This is a genomic window from Lysobacter capsici (assembly GCF_014779555.2).
Lineage (GTDB): Bacteria > Pseudomonadota > Gammaproteobacteria > Xanthomonadales > Xanthomonadaceae > Lysobacter > Lysobacter capsici.
Genome location: NZ_CP094357.1, coordinates 5,571,140 through 5,597,411, shown reverse-complemented (window position 1 = coordinate 5,597,411; position 26,272 = coordinate 5,571,140). Strand labels below are relative to the sequence as shown.

Here is a 26,272-nt window from a genome sequence, read left to right as displayed (position 1 = left end):
AAAAGGGTCATTGAATGTGGAAAGAGTGCTCCAGCTCGTCCAGTTCCTCGCCCTCGCCGCGGTTGCGGCCCGCCCACGGGCCGGGCTGGTGCCGCGGCAGGCGCGCGACGAAACGCGCGCCGCCCAGCGGCGAGCCGTCGACCTGGATCTCGCCGCCGTGGCGTTCGATCACCTGGCGCACGATGCTCAGGCCCAGGCCGAAGCCGCCGGTGGCGCGGTCGCGGCTGCGGTCCAGGCGGTAGAACGGCTCGAACACCCGGTGTCGGTCCTCGGCCGGAATGCCCACGCCGTCGTCCTCGACGATCAATCGCCAGCCCGCGCCGTCGCCCTCGGCGCTGACCCGGATCGTGCTGTCGGCATAGCGCAGCGCGTTGCGCATCAGATTGGAGAAGGCGCGGCCGAGGCTGCGCGGCTCCACCGCGATCTGCTCCAGACCCGGCGCGATCGCCCATTCGATCGTGGTCGCGCGAATCCGCAGCTCCTCGGCCGAGACCCCGGTGGACGCGCGCAACAGCGCGCCCAGGTCGACATGCTCCAGGGTCGGCAGCGGACCGTTGCGTTCCATCATGCCCAGGGTCAGCAGTTCGCCGACCAGCAGATCGAGTTCCTCGACGTCGCAGCGCAGCGCATGCACACGGGCGCGCGCGACCCGGTCGTCGAGGGTGTCGGCCAGATTCGCCAGGCCGAACTCCAGCCGCATGATCGGCGTGCGCAACTCGTGCGAGGCGGCATTGACCATGTCGCGCTGCGACTGGATCAGCCGGCCGATCTGGTCGGCCATGTTGTTGAAGTACATGCACAGATGGCGGATCGAGGAGCCGCCGCGCAATCGCGCGCGCGCGCTCAGGTCGCCGTCGCCGAAACGCGCGGCGGCGTCGCGCAGGCGCTCCAGGTCGCGCCAGTGCGGCTGCAGCCAGATCATCAGCCCCAGCAGCACCATGGTGAACACGGTGAAGTAGGCGATGTAGCGGATCGGGAAATCGCCTTCGTCGTAGCCGATCTGGATCACCTCGCCGCCGCGCAGGCGCAGATAGACGTGGTGGCGATCGTTGTTGCCGTGATCGCTGGCGGTATCGGACCGGCGCAGGTCGTCGCGCACCTGCGCCGACAATGCGCTCTGCTGCGATAGCGGCAGCAGCCGATAGCGATCGGCGGTGACGCGGTTGAGCGCGGCGACGCGGGCGCGCAGTTCCTCGCCGCTCGCGCCGGCCAGGCGCTCGCGCAGCAAGGCCAGTTCGCCGACGAATTCCTGCCGCGCCGATTCGCCGTACTGATCCGGGAACACATACGGAAACACCTGCTGCACCAACAGGAACGAGCACAGCAGCAGCCCGGCCACGGTCAGGTACAGCCGCACCAGCATCTGCAGCATGGGGTCAGTCCTCCCAGGCGATCGGGCTGAACAAGTAGCCGCGGCCCCACACCGTCTTGATCTTGCGCGGCTCGTGCGCATCGTCGGCGAAATGCCGGCGCAGCCGCGAGATGCTGACATCGACGGTGCGATCGACCCCGTCGAAGCCGATGCCGCGCCAGCGCCGCAGCAGTTCGTCGCGGCTGAGCACGCGGCCGGCGGCCTGGGCCAGGATCACGAACAGGTTGTAGTCGGCGGTCTTCAGGTCGATCTCCTCGCCGCGCCAATACACCTGGCGCGCGCTCATGTCGATCTGCAGCCCGCCGTAACTCAACAGCGACGGCGCAGCGCTCTGCGGCTGCGCCTGGCTGCGGCGCAGGATCGCGCGCAGCCGCGCCAGCAGCAGGCGCGGCTCGACCGGCTTGAGCACGTAATCGTCGGCGCCGACTTCCAGCCCGGTCACCTGATCGAACAGATCCGCGCGCGCGGTCAGCATCACGATCGGCAGGTCCGATTGCTTGCGGATCTGGCGGCAGACATCGAAGCCGTCCATGCCCGGCAACATCAGGTCGAGCACGATCACGTCGGGCGGATCGGCCTCGATCGCGGTCAAGGCCTGGTCGCCGCGCAGCACCACGCGGGTCTGAAAGTCGTAGCGTTGCAGGTATTCGGAGATCAACCCGGCCAGACGGGCGTCGTCCTCGATCAGCAGGACTTTGTTCATGGCCACCTCATGCGGGCCGGCGGGGTTGTCCCGGCCGCTGCGGTCGGTCGGGGCGAAGCAAACCAACACAGCCGGCGCGAAGCTCGCCCTCGTTCGGCATGCGGGCGGAGCGACGATCGCGCGAACGCAGACGGCGGACGATGCGTCGAGGGGACGAGCCGGGCGACTGTCCATCGTATCGGTGACGCGGCGATGGGGGCATCCAGTATCGGTCTGGCGGGGGCGTTGATAGTGGTGATGCCGCGAGCGGCTGATAGGTTGCAAGCCTTGGTCCGCGAGCGTACGCGCGAGTCCGCGGCGCGCGTGGAGACCCGCGCATTGTATGCGGCGTGACGCGCGCATTGACGGGATGCCGGCGATCGGACGCGGTGCAGTGGCGATCGATGACAAACGTCATGCGGGCGCCGCGGGAAAGATCCGTATTCCGATGTTCGCGGGCTTGCCGAGCGATTATTTTCGAGCGCTTGCGGACGGAGCTGGCGCCACCATCGATCAGGCATGCGCCGCGAGCGTGGAGCGATATTCGTTCCGGATGGCTTTGACCCGACGGCCGCGCACCGGACGGTGTCCGCTCGCGAAGAATTCTGGCCCGCGCTTGTTGTGCTCGCAGCCGGCGTGCTATCTAGCCGCGGCGGCGTTTCAAGCGCGCCAGCCGGTCCGGACAACCAATCCATGGACGGGATCTGGCGATGAAGAATTTCCCAGACGTCTGGGTCCGGTTCTTTATACGGAATACCGATTGCCAAGGAGGCGGCTTGCATGAAGCACCAGAAAGTCGATCGCCTGGTCGCCGTCGGTCTGGGCGCCTACCTGCGCCAGGTCGATCTGTCCCTGCATCGGGCCACCGGCCATCCACGTCATGTGTTGACGGACTATCTGCGCGAGCACAGCGCGGTACCGGCTGTGGTGTGCGATTTTTTCTGGGGCGGCGTTCGCCTGGATGCGGGTGATCGGCTCAGTTCAATTCCTCGGCTGATACGACTGAGGCTGATGAATCGGTGGCGGCGCGATCCGGTGGTCAGCGCTTCGTTCTTCCCGCTGGCGAACGATGTGGTGCGGAAGATCGCGCGCTATCTCGGCGACGGGCAGGCGCGCATCGACATGGAGGCCTGTCATTTGCACCTGACCCTCGCCTACCTCAACCAGGAGCTGCAGCGTACGCTCGGATCCGCGTATACCGATGCCTACGGTTGTGTGGAACACTTCAACCAATGCGATCACAAGCAGTTCCGGTCGATCGACGAGATCGTAGGCAGGAAGTGGCCGTTCTGAGCGTTCGCGCGGGTTCGGTCCCGATCTGGCCGGTTTCTCCTGCAAGCTTATGACCCGGCGAATGATTCACATGCAAGGAGCGATATGAATCAGCAAGCGTATCCGCACGCCAGGGACTGTGGCTGGATTGCGTCCGACGATCACGGAAATGTCGGCATATTCATTACCGCGGGCGAGGGGCCGATCGCGAGTGCGGCGTTGAACGGCGAATTCTTCCCCATCGTCGAGGTCGAGCCCAGGGTCCTGGACATGAGCGTTCGGGACCGCGAGGGCGTCAAGATGCTGGTCAAGGTGCCGCGCCCGGACTCTTACATCGACCTGGCGAGCCGGGGCTTGTATGTGTACGACTGGACCGACATAAGCCGAGGTTCCGGACACCTCGACGCCTACGAATTGATTGCGATTCCCGCCGCTGCGATTCGCCGCGACGAGCTTCCCGAGGAGCTCGCGACGGTGGCGCGATCGGTGCGGCTGACGGGCGTGAGGTTCGGCGTGGACACGACCATTTCGGTGGGTTGAGGTCGGATACGTCGATAGATGAGGCGATGAGGCGCGCTCATGGGCTGTTCCCGTCGATCCAGGAAACGCAGGCAGCAACCGCCGTCCTGAACGCCTGCGCCGGTTTGGCGCCGACCTCGGGCGGAGTCTTCCGGAAGATAAACAAGCAACTTGACGGTTGCATTTAAGCCATGGCAGCATGCCGCCACGAAATGCACCCAGGAGGTTGCCTGTCATGAACGCATCATCCACCGACCGTATCGAACGCCAGATCCTGCTCAAGGCCCCGCGCGCCAAGGTCTGGCACGCACTGACCGACGCCGAGTCCTTCGGCCAGTGGTTCGGCGTGAAGTTCGAGGGTCAGCGCTTTGTCCCCGGGGAAGTCACCCAGGGCTACATCACCTACCCCGGTTACGAGCATCTGCTGATGCGGGTGGTCGTGCGCGAACTGCAACCGCAGCGGCTGTTCTCGTTCAACTGGCATCCGTATGCGGTCGATCCGGCGATCGATTACTCCACCGAGGAGCCGACCCTGGTCGAGTTCACTTTGGAAGAGGTCGAAGGCGGCACGCTGTTGCGTACGGTCGAGTCGGGCTTCGACAAGGTGCCGGCGGCGCGGCGCGAAGAGGCGTTCCGGATGAATTCCGGCGGCTGGGACGAGCAGATCAAGAATATCGAACGCTATGTCAGCTAAGCCGGCGGCATTGAAAGCGCCCGCGCTGCGCAAGTCGGCGCGGGTGTTCGGCGCGCTCGGCGACGAGACGCGGCTGCGCCTGCTGGTGGCCTTGTGCGCGGGCGGGGCGTTTTCGATCGCGCAGTTGACCGCGACCACGCAGATCACCCGGCAGGCGGTGACCAAGCACCTTCAGGTCTTGGCCGAAGCCGGGCTGGCGCGCGATCTGAAGGTCGGGCGCGAGCGCTTGTGGGAGTTCGAGCCCGCGCAGATCGACGAGGCGCGACGTTCGCTGGAAAGCATCGCCGGACAGTGGGAGCAGGCGCTGTTGCGGTTGCAGGCGTTCGTCGAGGGCTGATCGCGGCAACGCCCGGACCCTCACCGATCGGTCAGATCCAGCACCGCCCGCCGATGCTCGCGGCAGTACTGCTCGTACTCCGCGCGTTGGGTCGTGGCGTTGGCGCGGGCGCGCACGCTGCCGCCAGGGCCGAGGAATTCGACCGTGCCCATCACCACCACCAGCGCGATCATCGGTTCGTTGCCGACGATCTTCCACCAGTCGACGTTGCCGGGCGGTTCGAACACGTAATCGCCCGGGCCGATCAGTTCGCCGGTGCACAGCTGGCGGGTGCCGCTGAGGTTGTAGGCGTGGATCTCGCCGGTATGCCGGTGTAGCGGCATGGTCACGCCGGGGTCCATGCGCAGCAGTTCGACGAAGCCGCGGTCATCGGCGAAGAAGCGCAGCGGCTTGGCGTACTTGCCGCGGGTGGCCGAGGGGATCCAGGGCAGGTCGGCGCTGGTGCTGATGCGCGCGGGCAGGTATTGATGCAGTGTGTCGGGGCCAAGAGTCATGGCAATAGCTCCAGTAGAGGTCGAAAATTCAGAAGGGACCGAAGAACCTCAATAAACGACACGCCGTCCATCAAGCGTGTCGTCGTCGCTCAGGCAGTCTTCGATCGAACAACCACTCATCAACCCGCAATCGCAGCGAAATAACGCTCAAACGACGCATCCACCGCATCGCGCCCGCCGCCGACGATGTTGCGACCCCAGGTGTAGCCGTACACATCCCCGAAGCCGTAGCGCGACACGCGCTCTTGCATCGCATGCACGTCGCTCGGCTTCATCGGGATGTAGTTCGGGTAGCTGTACATGAAGGTCACGTGGCGGCGGTCGGACACGACCTGCAGCGCGTCGCCGGGGAACAGCGCATCGCCGCGTTCGCCGCCGCGCCGCCAGTGCAGCGCGGTGCTGCCGGTGAAGTGGCCGCCGCAGCGGATCAGGGTGACGTCGGGCGACAGCGCCAGTTCGTCGCCGCTCCAGTAGCGGATCAGCGGCGAATCGCGTTGCACCCATTCGCGGTCGGCCTCGTGCAGATAGATCGGCACGCCGCCGAGCGCCTGGCTCCACTCGACCATCGAGGCGTAGAAGTGCGGGTGCGAGATCGCGATCAGGTCGACACCGCCGCGCGCCTTCAATTCGGCCACGGCTTCGTCAGTGACCAGGGTCAGGCATTCCCACAGGATGTTGCCGGCATCGGTCTGCAGGTAGATCGCGCGCTGGTTGATGGCGAAGTCCGGGCTCAGGCCGATGCCGAGCACGCCGGCGTCGTCTTCGAAACGCAGGCTGTAGCGTTGCGCCATCGCTTCATGGGTGGTCCAGCGCTGGCCGTTCCAGCCGACGTACTGGCGTTCGTCTTCGCAGATCGGGCAGCGCTCGGGCGGCGCGGAGGCTTCGGCGAACTGGGTGCCGCAGGTTTCGCAGATCGGATGCATGGCGGGCCTCGTCGAGGTGGCGATGTGGGTTTGTGGTTCAAGCGGGCAAAGCGCTGCCGTGACGGCGTGGACCGTCTTCGGTTGGATTCGTTTTTATGAGTCCGTCATTCCCGTAAATGCGGACGGGCGGGGATGTGGTGTGTCGCTATCGAAACGGCGCAGCGGTATGGGTATCCGTGTCGCGGTGTCGCTTGCGGCGAAGTCGCGGCTTACTTCTGCGCGCCTTGACCGAACAAGACCTTGCGTTCCTCGTCGCTGAAGTTCGCCGTTTTCGCATACGGGTCGTCGACGCCCTGATACGCGCGCTGCGTCGCCGGCCGCGCGCGGATGCGTTCGAACCAGGCTTGCAGATTCGGGGTGTCGGCGAGGGTCTGGCCCAGGCCGGCGTGCGGCACGATCCACGGATAGCAGGCGATATCGGCGATCGAGTAAGTCTCGCCGACGATGAAGTCGCGGCCCTGCAATTGCCGGTCGAGCACACCGAACAGGCGCTTCACCTCGCGGGTGTAGCGTTCGATTGCATACGGCACCGCTTCGGGCGCGTGGGCGCGGAAGTGTCCGGCCTGGCCGGCCATCGGGCCGAGCCCGGCCATCTGCCAGAACAGCCATTGGGTGGCCTGCAGTTGCGCGCGTTCTTCGCGCGGCCACAGCAGCCCGGTCTTGCGCGCGAGGTAGAGCAAGATCGCGCCGGATTCGAACACCGCCAGCGGCTCGCCGCCGTCGGCGGGCGCGTGGTCGACGATCGCCGGGATCTTGTTGTTCGGCGAAATCGCCAGGAACTCCGGCTGGAACTGCTCGCCGGCCGACAGCTTGACCGGCACCACGCGGTGGGCCAGGCCGGTCTCTTCCAGGTACAGGCGCAGCTTGAGGCCGTTGGGCGTGGCGGCGAAATACAGGTCGATCATCGGGGCGCTCCGCGCGGCAGGGGCCGCTTTCATGACTGCAGCTTAGGCGTAAGCTGGTGCCATGGTTGGTCCAGATTGGGGAGATTCAATGGAACCAGTTTTCCAGTTTCCGCTGGTCTTGCCGGAGCGCGGCCAGGGCACCCTGACCCAGGCGCTGCACCAGCAACTGCGCGCGGCGATCCTCGACGGCCGCCTGGCCGCGGGCTCGGCGCTGCCGGCCACGCGCCAGGTCGCCAGCGCGCTGGGGATCGCCCGCAACACCGTGGTGACCGCGTACGACCTGTTGATCGCCGAGGGCTACGCGACGCCGCGCGCGGGCGCCAAGGCGGTGGTCGCCGACGTCGCCGGACGCCGCGACCGGCGCGGGCCGCGGTCGCTGGCGGCCGGCATCGAAGACCCGCGGCTCAACCCGTTCTGGCGCACGCCGTTCCTGCGCCCCGAGCCGCCGCGGCGGCTGCCCGAGCGCTGCTTCCGCCTCGGCATTCCCGATCACCGCCATTTCCCGCACGACGTGTGGCGACGCCTGTCGGCGCAATCGCTGCGCGCGTGGTCGAAGACCCGTTTCAGCTATCCGCCGTCGGAGGGCATCGCCGAATTGCGCGAGGCGATCGCCCAGCACGTCGCGTTCGCGCGCGCGGTGGCCTGCGTCGCCGACGATGTGATCGTGACCTCGGGCGCGCAGCAGGCCTTCGATCTGCTCGCGCGTTTGCTGGTGACGCCGGGCGTTACGAAAGTCGCGGTCGAAGAGCCCGGTTACCCGCCGGTGCGCGCCGCGTTCGCCGCCGCCGGTGCGCGGCTGGTGCCGATGCCGGTCGACGACGAAGGCCTGTGCGTGGAGCAGTTGCCCGAGGACGTGCGGGTGATCAGCGTGACCCCGTCGCATCAGTCGCCGACCGGCGTGGCCTTGTCGCTGTCGCGGCGGCGCGCCTTGCTCGACTTCGCGCGACGGTGCAATGCGATCGTGATCGAGGACGACTACGACGGCGAGTTCCGCTTCGGCGGCCGGCCGCTGGATGCGCTGCAGACTCTGGACCGCGATGCGCTGGTGTTCTACGTCGGCACGTTTTCAAAAAGTCTGTTTCCGGCGCTGCGCAAGGGCTTCATCGTCGCCCCGGCGTGGGCGCGCGATGCTCTGATCACGGTCAAGCACTGCGCCGATTCGCATTGCGACACCGTCGGCCAGTCGGTGCTCGCCGCGTTCATCCGCGATGGCCATCTGGCCCGCCATGTGCGGCGCATGCGCGCGATCTACGGCGAACGGCGCGACGCCTTGCTGACGGGACTGCGCGACGAACTGGACCCGTGGATGCAGCCGATCCCATCCGAAGCAGGCTTGCATCTGGCCGCGCGCATCCGCGATCCGGCGCTCGCGCCGGCGATCCTGGCGCGCGCGCTGCCGCTGTTGCCGGGCGCGCAGACGATCGACGACTACGCGATCGCGCCGCTGCCGCGGCCGGCGATCACCTTCGGTTACGGGGTGATCGATGCCGACGAGATCGGCGTGGCGTTGCGGCGGGTACGGCGCGCGCTGGAATCGCTGTAACCGGCGCGCTCGTCGCGTCGCGATCACTCCACGCGAACAGCCACCGGCAGGAAACTGCGGCAGCGCATCCGGCGCAGATCGGTGCGGCGTTCGCTGCGTACGCGCGGATTCGGGTCGAGCACGTAGCCGCCGGGGTCGTCGTGGATGTACACCACCCAATGCCAGCTGCCGTCACGCGGGTTGGGGTTGATGCCGAGAATGCCGTCGCTGTCGAGCGCGTCGGCGCGCTCGAGCATGCGCTCGCGGCCGGGGCGCGCGCCGAGCAGGCGCAGCATCCGCGCCAGTTCGTTGGCGCTGGTGTAGTAGGCCTTGCGTCTGTGACGAGCGTTGCCGCCGCTGGCTTCGCCCAACGTTTTCGGCACGATGCCGAGCTGGCGCGCGAGCGAACGCGCCTGCGCATAGCCGATATGGCCCAGCATGGCCACGCAGGCCAGGCCGCAACCGGTGCTGTCGAGCTGGGTCTTGCGGCGGATCATCGATCGGTACGCGATGGCGGCGGTTCGGACGCCATCAGTTTAGTCGTGCTGCGCCGCGGCCGACTCAGCAGGTCGCCTCGGCGGTCCGTGGCCGCGCGTCGCGCAGACGCCGGCGGGTGCGGATGAAATCGACCGCGAGCAGGCTCAACGGGCGAGTGCGCGCATCGATGCCGAACGCGGCCAGCAGCAGCGCCCGCTCGTCGGGGCTCAAGCCGCCGCCCAGGCCCGGGTCGGCGCCGCCATGCGACGGCATCCGGATGGCCGCGTCGTCGCGCGAGCCATGCAACGCGCGCAACAGCCCCAGTTCGCGCTCGCCGCAGCGGGCGAGCCCGTCCTGGCTCAGGCCGGTTTCGATGCCTTCGGCGTCGGTCAGGGCGGCCTGGCTCAGGCCGGTTTCGATGCCTTCGGCGTCGGTCAGGGCGGCCTGGGGCAGGCGGGCTTGGATCGCAGAGTTCTCGTTCATGCCGATATCCTTATCGCAAGATCGTGTCGATCCGATGAAAGCCGCTTGCGGCAAGCGGCTCACCGGTGGCGCCGGCTCACAGCAGCCGGCCCACCCACACGCCCGCGCCGACCACCACCAGCGCCAACGCCGAGACCGCGCCGAGCAGGATTTTTTCCTGCTGCCGCGAGCGCTTGAGCGCATCGCCATACGGCATGGTGGTGTGGGCGATCATCGTGTACAGCGGCAGCCAGGTCTTGGGCAGCAGCCGGTTCAGAGCGGCGTCGACGCGCTTGCGCGCGAGGAACCAGAACGACTGCACCTTCTGCTTGAGCTCGATGAAATTGGCCTTCGACAGCTCGGCCAGGGTGTCGGTGTGCGGCCTGCGCGACTGCTCGTAGGCGATAAAGGCGGCGCGGCGGTCGCGCGGGTGCGCGGCGAACGCGGCCATCAGCGCCGAGCAATCCTCGAACGCCGAGTTCATGCCCTGGCCGTAGAACGGATACACCGCGTGGCAGGCATCGCCGACCAGCACGATCCACTCGTCCATGCTCCACGGCGCGGTGCGGGTGGTGATCAGCGAGCCGGTCGGGTGACTGACCCAATCGTCGACCAAGTTGGGCAGCAGCGGGATCAAGTCCGGAAAATATTTGTTGAACAACGCGCGCACCTCGTCCGGCGTACGCGTGGTCGCGAAGCTGTCGGGACCTTCATGCGGCAGGAACAAGGTCAGCGTATGCGAGCCGTCGCGGTTGGGATGCGAGACGAAGAAGCAATGCACGCGCGGCCACACATGCAGCGCTTCGAGTTCGATCTGCGAACCGCCGCCGGGCAGCGCCGCCAGACTGAGTTCCTTGTAGCCCCACTCCAGGTATTCCTGGTGGTAATCGGCGCGTTCGCCGCGCTGCATTTCCTGGCGCGCGCGCGAAAACGCGCCGTCCGCGCCGACCACCCAGGCCGGTTGCGCGCGCACTTTCTCGCCGTCGTGATCGAACTCCAGCTCGCGCCGGGCCTTGTCGATCCGCTCCAGGCGATGGTTGAAATGCAGGCGCACCTGCGGATGACGCTGGGCGTGATCGAGCAGCAAGCGATTGAGTTCGTTGCGGTCTATCGAATGCAGCACTTCGCCGCGATCCTTGCCGTAGGGCTGGAAGCGGGTGCTGCCGTCGGGCGCATGGATCACCCGGCCGCCCATCACCACCGACAGCGGCATCACCTGATCGATCAGGCCGACCTCGGTCAGCGCCTGGATGCCGCGCTTGGACAGGCCCAGGTTGATCGAGCGTCCGCCCTCGCTCAGGCCGACGCGCGGGTCCGGGCGCCGTTCGTACACGTCCACGCCCACGCCCTGGCGCGCCAGCGACAAGGCCAGCAGCGAACCGGCCAGGCCGCCGCCGACGATCGCCACGCGTCCGCCGGCGTTGATGTCTTGCTCAGTCATCGAAGTCAGTATCCGTACATTCGAAGGTGTCGGCGGCGACTCAGGCGCGCACCGGTTTGTCGGCTTTTTCGGCCTTGTCGGCCGACTTGTCGGCCTTGGGCCGCTTCAGCGCGCGCACTTCCAGTTCCGCATCGACCAGCGCGGTGACCGCCTGCTCGAAATAGTTGCGCCGCACCGTCGGGCCGAGCCGGCGCAGGTAGGAACGCAGGTACTGGCCGCGCACCTGCGGCGTGTCCAGCGAGCGGCGCAGGAACGGCAGGTCGGTTTCGACCATGTGCCGGATCGCGAGCATCGGCACCGGGCTGCGCAGCGGACGGAAGTCCGGATTGCGCAAGCCGGGGCTTTCGTTGGTCGCATGGAACTCGCCGAGCATCAGGCCCAGGTCGACGAAGCTCGGCTTCAATTGCTGCTGCACTTCGTCGATGAACGCCGCCGCTTCGTCGCCCAGATGCGGGAACACGATCAGCACGGTCTTGTTGATCGCCACCTGCCCGGTGCGCGGTTCGATTTCGGCGAACAGGTCGCGGTATTCGCCGATCAGTTGGGTAATCCTGTCGACGCTGACATCGCGGTCGTGGATCTCCGCCAGCCAGATCGTGTCGAGCGCGAGCGCGGTCGGCGTGAACGGACACACCGGTCCCGGCCGGCCCACGTCCGGGTGCGGACGGGCGAGGAAGGTGCGTATCCACGCCACGGTCTGCGGCAGCGGCGCGCTCGGGTCCTGTTCGCGTTCGACCACGGAGGCCTGCAGCAGTTTGCCGCGCACCGCGGCGATCGGGCTCTCGACGAAAGCCTGTCCCTGCATCAGCAGGCGGTCGGAATCGATGACCGGGGTCGAGTCGTTGTCTGGGGTCATTGCCATTTCATCCCTGCATCACTTGGCTTAGCTCAGACCGCGCCGCGGTGTATGCGCGCGCGTGTCCGTCCATAACTCGCCGGCATCGGCGAGGCACTGCGGTTGAATCCTTACCCGCGCTCGCCGCCGGCGAACGCATCGTCGAGCGGCGGTGTACAGCTTCGGTCGCGACGGTCGCGTACCGCGCGATACGGCCCTGGATCGATGAGTGGGTCTTGCATGAACGACTCCTTGTTGATGCCTGAGCGACTCAGGCCACGCATTTGATTGGGGTCTGGTCGATCTCGCCTTGCTCGACCGCGACCGGCGCGTCGGGCAACTGCTCTTCGACTTCGCGAATGGAACGCACCGACCAGGCGACCGCGGCGATCGCCACCATCGACAGGCCCAGCACGATGAACATCAGGCTCAGGCCTCGGCCGGGACCGGTGCCGATCAACAGGCCGATCGAACCGGCCAGCGGGCCGTCGACCGCCATCAACGGTTCGAACACGTGCTCGGCCAGCGGTCCGGCCAGGCAGAACGCCAACGGCATCGCCGCCTCGGCGAGCACGCGCTGGATCGCGAAGCAGCGGCCCTGCAGATCGGCCGGCACCTTGCTCTGCCACAGCGTGGCGTTGCTGGCGTTGATGATCGGAACGCTGAGGAAGAACAGGAACCCGGCCACCACCACCAGCGCGAACGACGGCCGCAGCCCGTGCGCGGCCAGGAACACGCCGGCCAGCATCGAGAAGCCGAGCACGCCGACCACGCGCCGGCGCGGTCCGCCCCAGGTGGTCATCGCCACGCCGCCGACCAGCAGGCCGACGCCGCCGATCGCCATCTGCATGCCGAGCAAGGCCGGATCGGCCAACGACAGGATCAGCGGCGTGATCGCGATGCTGGCGATGCCGAACATGAAGTTGCTCAGGCCGAACACGATCAGCAGGCCGAACAGGCCGCGGCGATCGCGCACGTAGGCAAAGCCCGTCGCCGCTTCGTGCCACAGGCCGCGTTCCTCGTCGTCCGAGCTGCGCTGCGGACGCGGTATCCGCGCCCACACCAGCGCCAGCAGGCCGGTCACGAAGGTCAGCGCGTCGACGATCAGCACGCCCTGCATCGAGATCGTGCTGACCAGGATGCCGGCCAGCAGCGGGCCGCCGACCTGGGCGATCGCGAAACCGGTCTGGACCAGGCCGTTGACCCGGGTCAGCTGATCGGAGGTGGCCAGCAGCGGAATGCTCGCGGCGTAGGCCGGTTGCAGGAACGCGTTGGCGAGCGCGGTGATGCCGACGCCGACGTAGATATGCCACATGGCCAGATGGCCGCTGGCCAGCAGGCCGGCCATCGCGAGCATGGTGGTGGCCGAGATCGCCTCGCACGCGATCATGGTGCGGCGACGGTCCCAGCGATCGACCAGGGCGCCGGCGATCGGCGAGATCAGCAGCGACGGCACCGCCATCGCCACGAACACCATCGCGAAGCGCGTGGTCGAGCCGGTGGTCTGCAACACCCACACGCCCAGCGCGAACGCGGTCAGGCGCGAGCCGACGCCGGAGACCAGCTGGCCGAACCAGATCAGCAGGAAGTTGCGCAGGCCGGCCCACGGATTCATGCGCTCACCTCCGCGATCGCCTTCGTGTTCGCGGGAAAGAAATCGCGCGATTGCATGAAGCGCACGTACAGACGCAGCAAGGCCGCGTCGGCCGGCGGACAGATCAAGCCGAGCGGTTCGACCGCGCGGGTGACCGCGCTGCAATCGAAGCTGGGTTCGCGCGGATCGGGATTGGCCGGGAACAAACCGGCGAACGGCGCCAGTGCGTTGTCGCGCGACACCGCCGCGTTCGCTAGCAATTCGCGCCGCCACTGCTGGTAGTCGATTTCCTCCAGCGCCAAGCCGGCTTCGCGCAGGGTCGCCACGGCGGTCGGGATCGGCAGGCGGCGGCGGTTGTAGAAATGGAAGTTGCCGTTGGCGTCGCCCGCGCCGAGCGCGATGCGCACGATCGAGCGGCCGACGTAGTCCACCGGCGCCATGTCGAAGGCTTCGTTGGGCAGGTGCGGCGCGCGACCCATCTGCACGCAGCCCTTGAGCCAGGCGTTGAAGTAATCGCCCAGATTGCTGGCGCCGGTGTGGCTGTCGCCGGTGATCCGCGCCGGCCGATAGATCGCCACCGGCAGGCCGCGTTCGCGCGCGACCAGGGCCAGTTGTTCGCCGACCCATTTGCTCTGGTTGTAGCCGCCGTACTGTTCGTCGGCGCTCGGCGGCGGATCGGATTCGAACACGGTGCGGTCGAGATTCGACGCGGTCAGGCAGACGCCGAGGGTGGAGACCAGATGCACCGGCTTGAGCCGGTGCAAGGTCGCCAGCCGCAGCACTTCGCGGGTGCCGCCGACATTGGCCGCTTCCAGATGCTGATAGGGCGCTAGGAAATTGACCTGGCCGCCGTTGTGGAAGATCACCTCGGCGCGCTGCGCGAGCGCATCGAATGCGGCTTCGTCCAGGCCCATGCGCGGTTGCGCGAGGTCGCCGAGCACGATCGCCAGACGCGCTTCGTCGCCGCTGCGCCACAGGCCGTAGCCGTGCAGGTTGGCGCGAATGCGCGCGAGGCCTTCGTCGGCATCGGCGGCGCGCACCAGGCAGACGACTTCGGCGCTGCTCACGTCGAGCAGTTCGCGCACCATGTAGGCGCCGAGGAAGCCGGTGGCGCCGGTGATGAAGGCCGAGCGCGGGTTGGCGCGCGATGCGGCCGGCAATGCGGCGTTGCGCGGATGAATTTCGTCGGCGAGCTGTACCTGCGCGGCCAGATCGAATTCGTCGGCCGCTTCGCCCGACAGCAGCTCGTCGATGCGACGCGCCTGCGCGGCCAGGGTCGGCGCGGCGAACACCGAGGCCAGCGGTAGTTCCACGCCGAGCGCGGCATGCAGCTTGAACACCAGCGGCAGGGTCATCAGCGAATCGCCGCCGATCGAGAAGAAATCGTCGTCGGCGCTGATCTCCTCGCGGCCGAGCACGTCGCGCCAGACCGCGAGCACGGCGCGTTCGGTGTCGGTCCGCGCTTCGATTACGGTACGTTCGACCAGCAGTTCGGCGCTCGGTTCGGGCAGCGCCTTGCGATCGACCTTGCCGTTGCGGTTGAGCGGCATCGCCGGCAGACGCACATACGCCGAGGGCAGCAGCGCTTCGGGCAGGCTGCGGGCGAGATGCTCGCGCCACTGGTTCGGGCCGCTGGCGTCGTCGGCGACGACGTAGGCGACCAGGCGCTTGTCGCCGGGCCGGTCTTCGCGCAGCAGCACCACCGCGGCTTCGACCTGCGCATGCGACTCCAGCGCGGTTTCGATCTCGCCCAGTTCGATGCGGAAGCCGCGCAGCTTGATCTGATGATCGCGGCGGCCGAGGAATTGCAGACTGCCGTCGCTGTTCCAGCGCGCAAGATCGCCGGTGCGGTACAGCCGGCCATCGGCCGCGAACGGATCGGGCGGAAAACTCGTCGCGCTGAGCTCGGGTTGATTGAGATAGCCGCGCGCCACGCCGAGGCCGCCGATGCACAGCTCGCCGACCACGCCGCGCGGCGCCAATGCGCCGTGCGGATCGAGCACGTACAGCCGCACGCCCGGCAACGGACGGCCGATCGGCAGCTCGCGCGCGACGTATTCGCTGGCATCGACCGTGCTGAGCATGGCCGCGCACACCGACGTCTCGGTCGGGCCGTAGTGATTGCTCAGCGCAACCCGGCCGTCGGTGATCTGGGCGAAGCGGCGCACCTGTTCGACCGCGACGCTCTCGCCGCCGATCATCATCAAGCGCAGATGCGGCAGCAGCGGCTCGCTGCGCACGATCGTCGACCAGCCTTCGCTCCAGCGCCGCCACAGCGCGGCCGGCGCGTCGATCGCGCTGATCCGGTGCTCGCGGCAGAACGCTTCGAGTTCGAACGGGCCCAGCTCGGTCGGATTGGGATGCAGCACCAACGCCGAACCGCTCGCCAAGGCCGGGAACACATCGCCGACCGAGGCGTCGAACACCAGCGGCGGGATCATCAGCAAGCGCTGATCCTTGAAATCGTGCCGCGCCATGAAGCCGCGGGTCAGATTCGCCGCGCCGCGGTGCTCGATCACCACGCCCTTGGGCTGGCCGGTCGAACCGGAGGTGTAGATGACGTAGGCGGCGTGTCCGGGCGCGAATTCGAGCGCGGGCGCATTCGCCGACGCGGCGATTTCGTCGCTGATCAGCACCGGCACGCGCAGGTTCAAGGCGTCGGCGCGCGCGCGCCACTGCGGCGGCGCCACCAGCGCCAGCGCGGCGGTGTCGTCGAGCAGGAAATGCAGGCGTTCGTCCGGATGCGCCGGGTCGAGCGGCAGATAGGCCGCGCCCGCGGCGAGCACGCCGAGCACCGCGACCAGCGCCTCGATCGAGCGATCGGTCAATACGCCGACCCGCGATTCCGCGCCGACGCCGAGCGCCTGCAACGCAAGGCCGAGGCCGTTGGCGCGTTGCAGCAGCTCGCGATAGGTCAGCTCGCGGTCGGGTTCGATCAAGGCGACCGCATCGGGCGTGCGCGCGGCCTGCTGCGCGAACATCGCGTACAGATGCTCGTGCGCCTCGTCGAGCTCGGCGTCGCCGCCATGGCCCAGACGCAGCAATTCATTGCGATCGGCCTCGTCCAGCAGCGCGAGCTGCGACAGCGGCCGGTCGGGATGCGCGAGCGCATCGCCGAGCAGGTGTTCGAACTGGCGCAGCAGACGCTGCGCGGTGCCGGCGTCGAACAGGTCGATGTCGTAGTCGAGCACGCCGTTGATGCCGTCGGAGCCGGCGGCCAGCGACAAGGTCAGTTCGAAGCGCGCGGCCTGGGTCTGCGGATTGATCCAGTCCAGTTCCAGGCCGGGCAGGCTCAGCGGCGCGCCGACCGCGTTCTGCAGCACGAACATGGTCTGGAACAGCGGCGTGCGGCCGGGCACGCGCTCGATCCGCAATTGATCGACCACGCGCTCAAGCGGCGCCTGCACGTGTTCGAACGCGTCCAGGCAATGCGAGCGCGTGCGCGCCAGCAACTGACGGAACGAGGGATCGCCGCTCAGGTCGCCGCGCAGCGCCACGGTGTTGACGAACAGGCCGATCAACGGCGTCGATTCGGCCAGGCCGCGGTTGGCGACCGGCGAACCGACCACGATGTCGTCCTGGCCGCTGTGACGCGCGAGCAGGGTCTGGAACGCGGCCAGCAAGGCCATGAACAAGGTCGCGCCTTCGCGCCGCGCGAGTTCGGCCACGCCGTCGGCCAAGGCCTTGGGCAGCTGCAGCGACTGCCGGCGTCCGCGTCCGAGCGCGGTCGCCGAACGCGGCTGGTCGGTCGGCAGATCGAGCAGGCCGGCATGGCCGGCCAACGCATCGCGCCAGAACGCCATGTGCGCGGCGACGCGCTGTTCCTGCGCCGGTTCGCGCTGCCACAACACGCAGTCGCCGAACTGCACGGCCAGTTCGGGCAATGCCGCGTCGAGCGACGCGCCGTCGAGGCCGGCCGCGTACAGACGGCCGAGTTCGTCGTAGATCACTCCGATCGACCACGCGTCGGAGACGATGTGATGCAGCACGACCATCAGCACGTGATCGTGCGCGTCGACCCGCAGCAGGCTCGCGCGCATCAGCGGCGGCTTGCCCAGATCGAACGGACGCTCGGTCTCGGCGTCGACCAGACGCTGGATTTCCTGCTCGCGCAGTTCCGGCGCCAGATGGCTCAGGTCGATGGTCGGAATGTCGAAGGCCACGTCTTCTAACACGGTCTGGCGCGGCTCGCCGGCGACTTCGCTGAAGCCGGTGCGCAAGGTGTCGTGACGGCGAACGATATGCGCGAACGCGTTGCGCAAGACGGCGACATCGAGCGCGCCGCGCAGGCGAAGGTGATCGCAGACGTGATACGCGCCGGTGCCCGGCTGGAACCGCTCGAAGAACCACATCCGCTGCTGCGCCGGCGACAACGGCAACGCCATGCCGGCGACGCTGCGGCGCGTCACCGCGTCGGGCTTCGGCGCGGCCGCGGCGTTGCGCGCGGCGAGCTGACGCAACAGCAGTTCGCGCTGTTGCGGGCTCAGTCGCGCCAGTCGCTCGGCCGCCGCGTCGGAGACGGTGGTGTCGGCGCCGGTGTCGGCGGGATTGGAGGAAGACGGGTTCATGCGGTGCGGTTCGTCCTTGAAAGTGCGATCAAGCGCCGGCGTCGGCGAGCAGGGCCTGGATTTCGTCGTCGGACAAGCCTTCGAGCTGATCGAGCATGCCGAGCAGATCGTCGGCGTCGACGCTGTCGACCCGCTGTTGCATCAGCCACTGCGCGAAGCCGGCCACGGTCGGCGCTTCGAACAAGGCGCGCAGCGGGGTTTCGCCGCCGAAGGCCTTGTTGATGCGGGTGACCAGCTGGGTCGCGAGCAGCGAGTGGCCGCCGAGTTCGAAGAAATCGCCGTCGATGCTGACGCGTTCGAGCCCCAACACTTCCGCCCACAGAGCGGCCAGCGTGGCTTCTTCGCCGTTGCGCGGCGCGAGGTAGCGATCGGCTTCGGCGGCGCCGGCTTCCGGCGCCGGCAGGGCGAGGCGATCGACCTTGCCGTTCGGCGTCAGCGGCAGTTGCTCCAGCACGACCCAGGCCGAGGGCAGCATGTAGTCGGGCAGGCGCTGGCGCGCGGCGGCACGCGCGGCGCCGGTGTCGAACGCGTCGCTCGCGCGCGGCACGATGTAAGCCACCAAACGCTTGTCGCCGGGACGGTCTTCGCGGCAGATCACCACCGCCTGCAGCACGTTGGGCTGTTCGGCCAGGACCGATTCGATTTCGCCCAGTTCGATGCGGAAGCCGCGCAGCTTGACCTGATGATCGATGCGGCCGAGCACTTCCAGACGACCGTCGCGACGCCAGCGGGCGAGATCGCCGGTGCGGTACAGGCGCGCGTCGGCATTCGTGTCTGCGTGCGCACCGAACGGATCGGCGATGAACTTTTCGCCGGTCAGATCGGGCCGGTCGAGGTAGCCGCGGGCGACGCCGAGGCCGCCGATCAGCAATTCGCCGGGCACGCCGGCCGGAACCGGCTGCATCTGGCGATCGACGATGTAGACCTGGGTGTTGGCGATCGGCGTGCCGATGCTGATCGCTTCCTCGCCGGGCCGCACGCGTTCGACCGTCGACCACACCGTGGTTTCGGTCGGGCCGTACAGGTTCCACAGTTCGCCGCAGCACGCCAGCAGTCGGTCGGCGAGTTCGCGCGGCAGCGCTTCGCCGCCGCACAGCAGGCGCAGGTTCGCGGCGCCGCGCCAGCCGGCGTCGAGCAACATGCGCCAGGTCGCCGGCGTGGCCTGCATGACGGTGCTGGCCGAGCGTTCGATCAAGCGCGCCAGGGCGGCGCCGTCGCCGACGGTTTCGCGATCGGCCAGCACCACGCGCGCGCCGACGGTGAGCGGCAGCATCAGCTCGAGCAGGGCGATGTCGAACGACAGCGTGGTCACCGCGCAGACCGCATCGCCGGCGCTCAGGCCGGGTTCGCGCGCCATCGAGCTCAGGAAGTTGGCGGCGGCGCGGTGCGGGATCTGCACGCCCTTGGGGCGGCCGGTAGAGCCCGAGGTGAAGATCACATAGGCGATGTCGTCGGGACCGACGCCGGCGGCGACGCGCTGACCCGCGGGCGCGGCGAGCGCGTCCTCGAGGGCGAGGGTCGGGCTGGTCGATGCCGGCAACTGCGCGAGCAGGGCGCGTTCGCCGAGGACCACGCGCGGGGCGGCGTCCTCGAGCATGAAGCGCAGCCGTTCGCTCGGATAACTCGGGTCCATCGGCACGTAGGCCGCGCCGGCCTTGAGCGCGCCGAGCATCGCCGCGAGCATGCGCGGACTGCGTTCGACGAACAGGCCGATCATGTCGCCGCGCGCGGTGCCGCGCGCGACCAGGGCGCGGGCGATGGCCTCGGCCTGGGCGTCGAGTTCGGCGTAGCTCACGCGCACGCCGTTCTGCTCGACCGCGATCGCATCGGGGGTGCGCGCGGCCTGCGCTTCGAACAAGGCATGCAGGGTCGGATCGGCCGGCAGCGCGCGCGCGGTGTCGTTCCAGTCGCGCAGCAGTTGCCGGCGTTCGTCGTCGCCGAGGATGTCGATTTCGCTCAGGCGCTTGGACGGGTCGGCGACCACCGAGCGCAGCAGCTGGATCAGATGGCGCGAGAACGCGGCCACGGTGGCTTCGTCGAACAGATCGCTCGCGTATTCGAAGAACAGCTGCAAGGCGCCGTGATGCTCGCTGGCGAACAGCGACAGGTCGTTGCGCGCGGTGCCCTGGTTGATCGCGTCGAAGGTCACCGGACTCATGTCGAGGCCGGAGACGCGGTTGGATTCGCCGGGGAAATTCTGGAAGAACAGCATGACCTGGAACAACGGCGAATGGCTCAGCGCCCGGTCCAGATCGAGCTCTTCCATCAACCGCTCGATCGGCAGATCCTGATTGGACTGGGCGTTGAGGGTGGTGTCGCGCACCCGCGCGAGCAGCTCGCGGAAGCTCGGATCGCCGGACAGGTCGTTGCGCACCGCCAGGGTGTTGACGAAGAAGCCGACCAGCGACTCGAGTTCCTGGCGATTGCGGTTGGCGATGCCGACGCCGACGATCTGGTCGGACTGACCCGAATAACGCATCAGCAGGGTGTTGAACGCGGCCAGCACGGTCATGAACGCGGTCGCGCCTTCCTGCCGGCTCAGGCGCTTGACGTCCTCGTACAACTCGGCCGGCACCGCGTCGCGGAACACCTGGCCGCGATGGCTCTGCAAGGCCGGACGCGAGCGGTCGCCCGGCAGTTCCAGCACCGGCAGGCGCCCGGACAACTGCTGCTTCCAGTAGTCGAGCTGCTTGGCCAGCACCTGGTTTTCGAACTGATCGCGCTGCCACAGCGCGTAATCGACGTATTGCACCTCCGGCTCGGCCAGCGGCGAGGGGCCGCCGTCGCGATAAGCCGCGTACAGCTGCTGCAACTCGTCCAGCACGATGCCGAGCGACCAGCCGTCGACGGCGATGTGATGGGCGTTGACGGTCAGCAGGTGACGTTCGTCCTCGACCCGGCTCAGCGTGGCGCTCAACAACGGGCCGTTGTGGATGTCGAACGAGCGCGCCGCCTCGGCGCGCGCGAGTTCGAACGCCGCCGCTTCGCGCGCCGGTTCGGCCAGATGACGCAGGTCCTGCTGCGCCATCTGCACCGTGGTCGGCGGCAGCACCACCTGGAACGGGCCGTCGTCGTCGGCGCGCGCGACCGAGCGCAGGCTTTCGTGACGGCGCAGGATCTCGTCGAGCGCGCGCTGGATCAGCGCGGCGTCGAGCGGGCCGCGCAGCCACAGGGTCAACGGCACGTTGTAGACCGCCGAGCCCGGGTCGAGCTGGTCGAGGATCCACAGGCGCTGCTGGGCGAACGACAGCGGCAGGCGCGCCGGCCGCTGACGACGAACGATGTCCTGCTTCGGGGCCGCGTTTTGCTTGCGGCCCAGTTGCTGCAACAGCAGCGCGCGTTTTTCCGGCGACAGGCCGGCCAGACGTGCGTCGAGCTCACTCATGACGACGCTCCGGGCTGCAAGGCCGCGTTCAACTGCGCGCTGGCTTCTTCGTCGCTGAGGTTTTCCAGGCTGGCGAGCAGGGCTTCCAGATCGTCGGGCTGGAACTGCGCGCGCGCATCGGCGACGCACACCGCCAGTTGCTCCAGGGTCGGCGCCGCGAACAGGGTGCGCAGCGGCAGTTCCACGCCGTAGGCCTGATCGATGCGCGACAGCAGCCGGGTGGCGAGCAGCGAATGGCCGCCGAGATCGAAGAAATTCGCCCGCACATCGACGCTGCGCAGATTGAGCAACTGCTGCCACAGCTCGACCAGCATTTCTTCCTCGGGCGTGCGCGGCGCGAGCACGTCGGCCTCGCCGTCCTGCGCGCCGGTCGCGGTTTCCGGCGCCGGCAACGCGCGTCGGTCGACCTTGCCGTTCGGGGTCAGCGGGAACTGATCGAGCACCACGAACGCGCTGGGCACCATGTAGTCGGGCAGGGCGGCGCGCAGGTGATCGCGCAAGGCGGTCGGCGCGGGCGCGGCGCCTTCGGCGGTGACGTAGGCGACCAGGCGCTTGTCGCCGGGCGTGTCTTCGCGGCAATGCACGACCGCCTGGGTGACGCCGTCGTACTGCGCCAGCACCGATTCGATTTCGCCCAGTTCGATGCGGAAGCCGCGCAGCTTGATCTGGTGATCGATGCGGCCGATCACCTCGATCGTGCCGTCGCGGCGCCACAGCGCCAGGTCGCCGGTGCGGTACAGACGCGCGCCGGGAACGGCGCTGAACGGATCGGGGATGAACTTCTCTTCGGTCAGGTCCGGACGCCCGCTGTAACCCGCGGCCAGGCCGTCGCCGCCGATCAGCAACTCGCCCGGCACGCCGACCGGCAGCATCTGCATGTTGCGGTCGACGATGTGGATCTGGGTGTTGTCGACCGGCTTGCCGACCAGGATCGGGCCTTCGCCGGCGTGCACGCGGCACAGCGCCGAATACACCGTGGTTTCGGTCGGGCCGTACAGGTTCCACAGCTCGCCGCAGCACGGCAGCAGGCGGTCGGCGAGTTCGCGCGGCAGCGCTTCGCCGGTGGAGATGATCTTGATCGTGTCGTTGCCGCGCCAGCCCACTTCCAGCAGCATGCGCCAGGTGGCCGGAGTGGCCTGCATGACGTGGAGATGGGCGTTGTCGACCAGGCGGCGCAGGCTCATGCCGTCGCGCGCGGTGTCGCGGTCGACCAGCACGATGCTCGCGCCGACGGTCAACGGCAGCACCAGTTCGAACAGCGCGATGTCGAACGACAGCGTGCTGATCGCGCACAGCTTCTGGCCCTGGGCCAGGCCGGGTTCGCGCGCGACCGAACGCAGCAGGTTCACCGCCGAACGGTTGCGGATTTCCACGCCCTTGGGCTTGCCGGTCGAGCCGGAAGTGAAGATCACATAGGCCAGATCGTCTTCGCTGGCGCCATCGGCGGGCGGATGATCGGCGTTGTCGCCGAGCGCCGCGTCGGCGTCGGCGAGCACGACTTTTTCGACTTCAGCCGGCGGCGTGGCGGCCAGTTCGCGCTGGGTCACCAGCACGCGCGAGGCCGAGGTTTCCAGCATGTAGGCCAGGCGATCGGCCGGGTAGGTCGGGTCCAGCGGCACGTAGGCGCCGCCGGCCTTGAGGATGCCGAGCAGGCCGATCAGCATCTCCGGCGTGCGTTCGACATACAGGCCGACCAGGGACCCCGCGACCACGCCGGCCGCGCGCAACTCGTGCGCGAGCGCATTGGCGCGGCGGTCGAGTTCGCGATAGCTGATCTCGCGCGCGCCGAAGCTCAGCGCGATCGCATCGGGCGTGCGCTCGACCTGGGCCTGGATCAGGGTCGACAAGGTGCGCTGCGCGGGCAATTCGCGCACGGTGTCGTTCCAGTGCGCCAGTTCGGCTTGCTCGGCCGCGTTCATTAAACGCAGTTCGGCCACGCGCGTGTCCGGCGCGGCGACCGCATGCTCGAGCAGGGTCAGCAGATGCTCGGCCAGGCGTTCGATGCGCGCGGCGTCGAACAGGTCGGTGCTGTATTCGAACACCATCTCGCGCTTGGCATCCTGGGTCACGAACAGGCTCAGGTCGCCCTGCGCGTTGCCCGGCTGCAGTTCGGTCAGCGGCATCGATTCGACCCGCAGGCCGGTCAATTGCGACTCGATCGCGGGGTAGTTCTGGAAGAAGAACATCACCTGCGCCAGCGGCGTGTGGCTGGACGAACGCGGCAGGCGCAGGCTTTCGAGCACCTTGTCCAGCGGCGCGTCGCCGTTTTCCATCGCCGCCAGCACGCTTTCGCGCACGCGTTCGAGCAACTGGGCGAAACTCGGATCGCCTTCGAAGGTGGTGCGCAGCGCCAGGGTGTTGACGAAGAAGCCGACCACCGATTCGAGTTCGATCCGGTTGCGCCCGGCGATGCCCATCGCGACGGTGATGTCGTCCTGGCCGGTGTAGCGCGCCAGCAGCGCCTGATACGCGGCCATGAACACCATCGACAGGGTCGACTGGCTCTCGCGGGCGAACGCTTCGATGCGTTCGTTGAGCGCGGCCGGGATCTCCACGCGATACAGCGCGCCGCGGAAACTCTGCACCGCCGGACGCGGGCGATCGGCCGGCAGATCCAGCGTGGTCGCAGCGCCCGTCAGGCGCTCGCGCCAGTAGTCCAGCTGCGGCTGCAGGCCGGTTTCGCCGAGGGTTTCCTGCTGCCACAGCGCGATGTCGGCGATCTGCAGCGGCAGCGCGTCGAGCTGGGGCGCTTCGCCGGCCAGGCGCGCGTTGTAGACCGTGTACATCTCGTCGAGCAGCTTGCTGATCGACCAGCCGTCGATGGCGATGTGGTGAAAGGTCAGCACCAGCAGATGCAGTCGCGGTTCGACTTCGATCAGCGCCGCGCGCAGCATCGCGTCGGCGCTCAGGTCGAAAGTGCCGCGGATTTCGGCGCGCGCGATCTCGAGCGCGGCCTCGCGTCGCGCCTGCGCCGTCGCGCCGTCCGCGCGCAGCTCGCGCCACGGCGCCCGCACCTGATCGAGAATCCGCTGGAACGGTTCGCCGTCGTGCTTGCGGTACACCGTGCGCAGCGCTTCGTGGCGATCGGCCAATGCCTGCACCGCCGCATGCAGCGCATCGCGATCGAGCGTGCCCTCCAGCCACAGCGCGGCCGGCGAGTTGTACGCGGTCATGCCGGGAGTGAACTGGTCCAGCCACCACAGGCGGCGCTGACCGAAGGTCAGCGGGATCCGCTCGGGCCGTGGCCGGGCTTGAATCTGGTTGCTACCGCGTTGGCGCGCCGCGATCTGGCGCAGCAGTTCCCGCTTCGCCGGGGACAACCCTGCGATGCGATGGTCAATCTCGCTCATCCCTCTACCTTCCTTGTGACGACTCTCGTCAGCCGACCTACCCTGTCGGCGTTTTTATGGCACGCACTATTCGCAAACCATGAGATGTTGTTACGCACGGCATGTGGCCGCTATCATCCTAGGCATGCTGTTGGCTGTGCCCCCCGCGTATATCCTATCCACATAACGGGGCTTAGGCACAAAGCGGGCCGCAATCGGTTGTCGAGACCTCGAATTCTCGGCAGGGGAAACGATTACGGTGCCGACCAACGGCGCGCTGCAGGGAACGGACGGGGGCGTCCGATTCTCAAATACCGCTGCGTTAAGGGGATTTCAGGAGTTTTTTTTAGCCGGGGGGCTATGCATGGAATGGCTGTTCATACAGGCGCCGAAGGTGCCGGAAACGAGCATTGCCCATGGGTGGGTGATGTGGTCAACATCGACTTTTTGACCGATCTAATCGACCTGTCTGCGCGGATCGGTGCCGATCCGTTGTTGGTGCAGGGTGGTGGCGGCAACACATCGCTTAAACGCGATGACGTGCTGTGGGTGAAGGCTTCTGGCACGTGGCTTGCGCATGCGCGCGAGCGCGACATCTTCGTCCCGCTGCCATTAGCTAAGGTGCGCGACGCGCTGCGGCACGAGGACGGCGAAGCCCGTCTGGCCCAGCTCGGCAGCGCGCTGACGCTGCGGCCGTCGATCGAAACCTCGCTGCATGCACTGCTGCCGCATCCGCTGGTGGTCCATGTGCACTCGGTGAACACGATCGCGTGGGCTATACGCACACGCGCGCAAGCGCGGTTGGCGACGCTGCTCGATGGCCTCGACTGGGCGTGGATTCCGTATCAACGACCTGGCTATCCGCTGACGCGCGCGGTCGCCCAGGTGCTGTCCGCGCGCTCGCCGGACGTGCTGGTGCTGGCCAATCACGGCCTGGTGATCGGCGCGAACGACCGCGTTCAGGCCGATGCGCTGCTGGCCGAGGTCGAACGCCGCGTGGCGATCGTCGAACGCGTCGCGCCGCCGTCGCAGCCGCAGCGACTGGCTGCGGTCAATGATCTGCAGTGGGCGCTGCCGGGCACCGAATCGGTGCACGGGCTGGCGACCGATGCGCAGGCTTTGCAGATCGCGCGCGCCGGCGTGCTGTACCCCGATCACGCGGTGTTCCTGGGGCATTGCGCGGCGGTGGTGGGCGAGGGCGAATCCTTGTCGCAGGCGGTCGAACGCACCACCGCCGACAGTGGCGTCGCGCCGGCGTTCGCGCTGGTGCCCGGCGCCGGCGTGCTGACCGTGCCGGGCCTGTCGGACGGTGCGCAGGCGATGTTGCAGTGCCTGGCGCTGGTCGCGCTGCGGGTGTGCGAGGACGACGGCCTGGTGCGCCTGGGCGAGGCCGACGTGGCCGCGCTTATCGACTGGGAAGCCGAGAAATACCGACGTTCGCTGGTGCGGACACACAACTGA

The 26,272-nt window shown here is 68.0% G+C and carries 19 protein-coding genes; 6 read left to right on the top strand and 13 right to left on the bottom strand.

Annotated features, from left to right (window positions below; all coding sequences use genetic code 11):
* Positions 1 to 7: 7 nt before the first annotated feature.
* Positions 8 to 1,372 (bottom strand): ATP-binding protein, encoded by a 1,365-nt coding sequence (locus IEQ11_RS23085; RefSeq protein ID WP_191821077.1) that lies wholly within the window; start codon positions 1,370 to 1,372, stop codon positions 8 to 10.
* Positions 1,373 to 1,376: 4 nt separating this feature from the next.
* Positions 1,377 to 2,075 carry a response regulator gene (locus IEQ11_RS23080; RefSeq protein ID WP_036110248.1) on the bottom strand — a complete coding sequence of 233 codons (699 nt, stop codon included), beginning with the start codon at positions 2,073 to 2,075 and terminating at the stop codon, positions 1,377 to 1,379.
* Between the two features lie 759 nt (positions 2,076 to 2,834).
* Between IEQ11_RS23080 and IEQ11_RS23075 the strand changes: the two genes are divergently transcribed.
* The 4 genes from IEQ11_RS23075 to IEQ11_RS23060 all read left to right on the top strand — a co-directional run bounded on the left by IEQ11_RS23075 (position 2,835) and on the right by IEQ11_RS23060 (position 4,876).
* Positions 2,835 to 3,347 carry a hypothetical protein gene (locus IEQ11_RS23075; protein ID WP_191821078.1) on the top strand — a complete coding sequence of 171 codons (513 nt, stop codon included), beginning with the start codon at positions 2,835 to 2,837 and terminating at the stop codon, positions 3,345 to 3,347.
* Between the two features lie 84 nt (positions 3,348 to 3,431).
* Positions 3,432 to 3,866, top strand: a complete 435-nt coding sequence (locus tag IEQ11_RS23070) for a hypothetical protein (protein WP_191821079.1) — start codon at positions 3,432 to 3,434, stop codon at positions 3,864 to 3,866.
* A gap of 214 nt (positions 3,867 to 4,080) precedes the next feature.
* A complete protein-coding gene (locus tag IEQ11_RS23065; RefSeq protein WP_191821080.1) occupies positions 4,081 to 4,539 on the top strand; it encodes an SRPBCC family protein in 459 nt (152 codons plus the stop codon).
* A complete protein-coding gene (locus IEQ11_RS23060) occupies positions 4,529 to 4,876 on the top strand; it encodes an ArsR/SmtB family transcription factor (protein WP_036110161.1) in 348 nt (115 codons plus the stop codon). The genes IEQ11_RS23065 and IEQ11_RS23060 overlap by 11 nt, the downstream gene beginning before the upstream one ends.
* A 20-nt stretch (positions 4,877 to 4,896) precedes the next feature.
* Here the strand turns inward: IEQ11_RS23060 and IEQ11_RS23055 are convergent, their stop codons facing one another.
* The 3 genes from IEQ11_RS23055 to IEQ11_RS23045 all read right to left on the bottom strand — a co-directional run bounded on the left by IEQ11_RS23055 (position 4,897) and on the right by IEQ11_RS23045 (position 7,198).
* Entirely contained in the window at positions 4,897 to 5,370 is a 474-nt protein-coding gene (locus IEQ11_RS23055) for a cupin domain-containing protein (RefSeq protein WP_191821081.1), read from the bottom strand.
* Between the two features lie 119 nt (positions 5,371 to 5,489).
* Entirely contained in the window at positions 5,490 to 6,293 is an 804-nt protein-coding gene (locus IEQ11_RS23050) for an MBL fold metallo-hydrolase (RefSeq protein WP_191821082.1), read from the bottom strand.
* A gap of 209 nt (positions 6,294 to 6,502) precedes the next feature.
* On the bottom strand, positions 6,503 to 7,198 hold the full coding sequence (locus IEQ11_RS23045) for a glutathione binding-like protein (RefSeq protein WP_191821083.1): 696 nt from the start codon (positions 7,196 to 7,198) through the stop codon (positions 6,503 to 6,505).
* A gap of 88 nt (positions 7,199 to 7,286) precedes the next feature.
* On the opposite strand from IEQ11_RS23045, the gene pdxR reads away from it, so the two are divergent.
* Positions 7,287 to 8,741, top strand: coding sequence for a MocR-like pyridoxine biosynthesis transcription factor PdxR (gene pdxR, locus IEQ11_RS23040; protein WP_191821084.1), 1,455 nt, complete (start codon positions 7,287 to 7,289; stop codon positions 8,739 to 8,741).
* Between the two features lie 23 nt (positions 8,742 to 8,764).
* Here the strand turns inward: pdxR and IEQ11_RS23035 are convergent, their stop codons facing one another.
* From IEQ11_RS23035 to IEQ11_RS23000, 8 genes are all read right to left on the bottom strand, one after another.
* Positions 8,765 to 9,217: a hypothetical protein gene (locus IEQ11_RS23035; protein WP_191821085.1), complete on the bottom strand. Its 453-nt coding sequence runs from the start codon at positions 9,215 to 9,217 to the stop codon at positions 8,765 to 8,767.
* A gap of 64 nt (positions 9,218 to 9,281) precedes the next feature.
* Complete coding sequence (locus IEQ11_RS23030; RefSeq protein WP_191821086.1) at positions 9,282 to 9,680, bottom strand: hypothetical protein; 399 nt, start codon at positions 9,678 to 9,680, stop codon at positions 9,282 to 9,284.
* Between the two features lie 76 nt (positions 9,681 to 9,756).
* The gene (locus IEQ11_RS23025) at positions 9,757 to 11,100 is read right to left on the bottom strand and encodes an FAD-dependent oxidoreductase (protein WP_036110184.1); all 1,344 of its coding nucleotides are present in this window, start codon (positions 11,098 to 11,100) and stop codon (positions 9,757 to 9,759) included.
* Positions 11,101 to 11,140: 40 nt separating this feature from the next.
* Positions 11,141 to 11,956, bottom strand: coding sequence for a DUF6875 domain-containing protein (locus IEQ11_RS23020; RefSeq protein WP_191821087.1), 816 nt, complete (start codon positions 11,954 to 11,956; stop codon positions 11,141 to 11,143).
* Positions 11,957 to 12,206: 250 nt separating this feature from the next.
* Positions 12,207 to 13,550, bottom strand: a complete 1,344-nt coding sequence (locus IEQ11_RS23015) for an MFS transporter (protein WP_191821088.1) — start codon at positions 13,548 to 13,550, stop codon at positions 12,207 to 12,209.
* On the bottom strand, positions 13,547 to 18,097 hold the full coding sequence (locus tag IEQ11_RS23010) for a non-ribosomal peptide synthetase (RefSeq protein WP_191821089.1): 4,551 nt from the start codon (positions 18,095 to 18,097) through the stop codon (positions 13,547 to 13,549). The genes IEQ11_RS23015 and IEQ11_RS23010 overlap by 4 nt, the downstream gene beginning before the upstream one ends.
* 28 nt (positions 18,098 to 18,125) lie before the next feature.
* On the bottom strand, positions 18,126 to 21,482 hold the full coding sequence (locus IEQ11_RS23005) for a non-ribosomal peptide synthetase (protein WP_191821090.1): 3,357 nt from the start codon (positions 21,480 to 21,482) through the stop codon (positions 18,126 to 18,128).
* Positions 21,479 to 24,832: a non-ribosomal peptide synthetase gene (locus IEQ11_RS23000; RefSeq protein ID WP_191821091.1), complete on the bottom strand. Its 3,354-nt coding sequence runs from the start codon at positions 24,830 to 24,832 to the stop codon at positions 21,479 to 21,481. Before IEQ11_RS23000 ends, IEQ11_RS23005 begins: the two co-directional genes overlap by 4 nt.
* A 426-nt stretch (positions 24,833 to 25,258) precedes the next feature.
* Between IEQ11_RS23000 and IEQ11_RS22995 the strand changes: the two genes are divergently transcribed.
* Positions 25,259 to 26,272, top strand: coding sequence for a class II aldolase/adducin family protein (locus IEQ11_RS22995; RefSeq protein ID WP_228464468.1), 1,014 nt, complete (start codon positions 25,259 to 25,261; stop codon positions 26,270 to 26,272).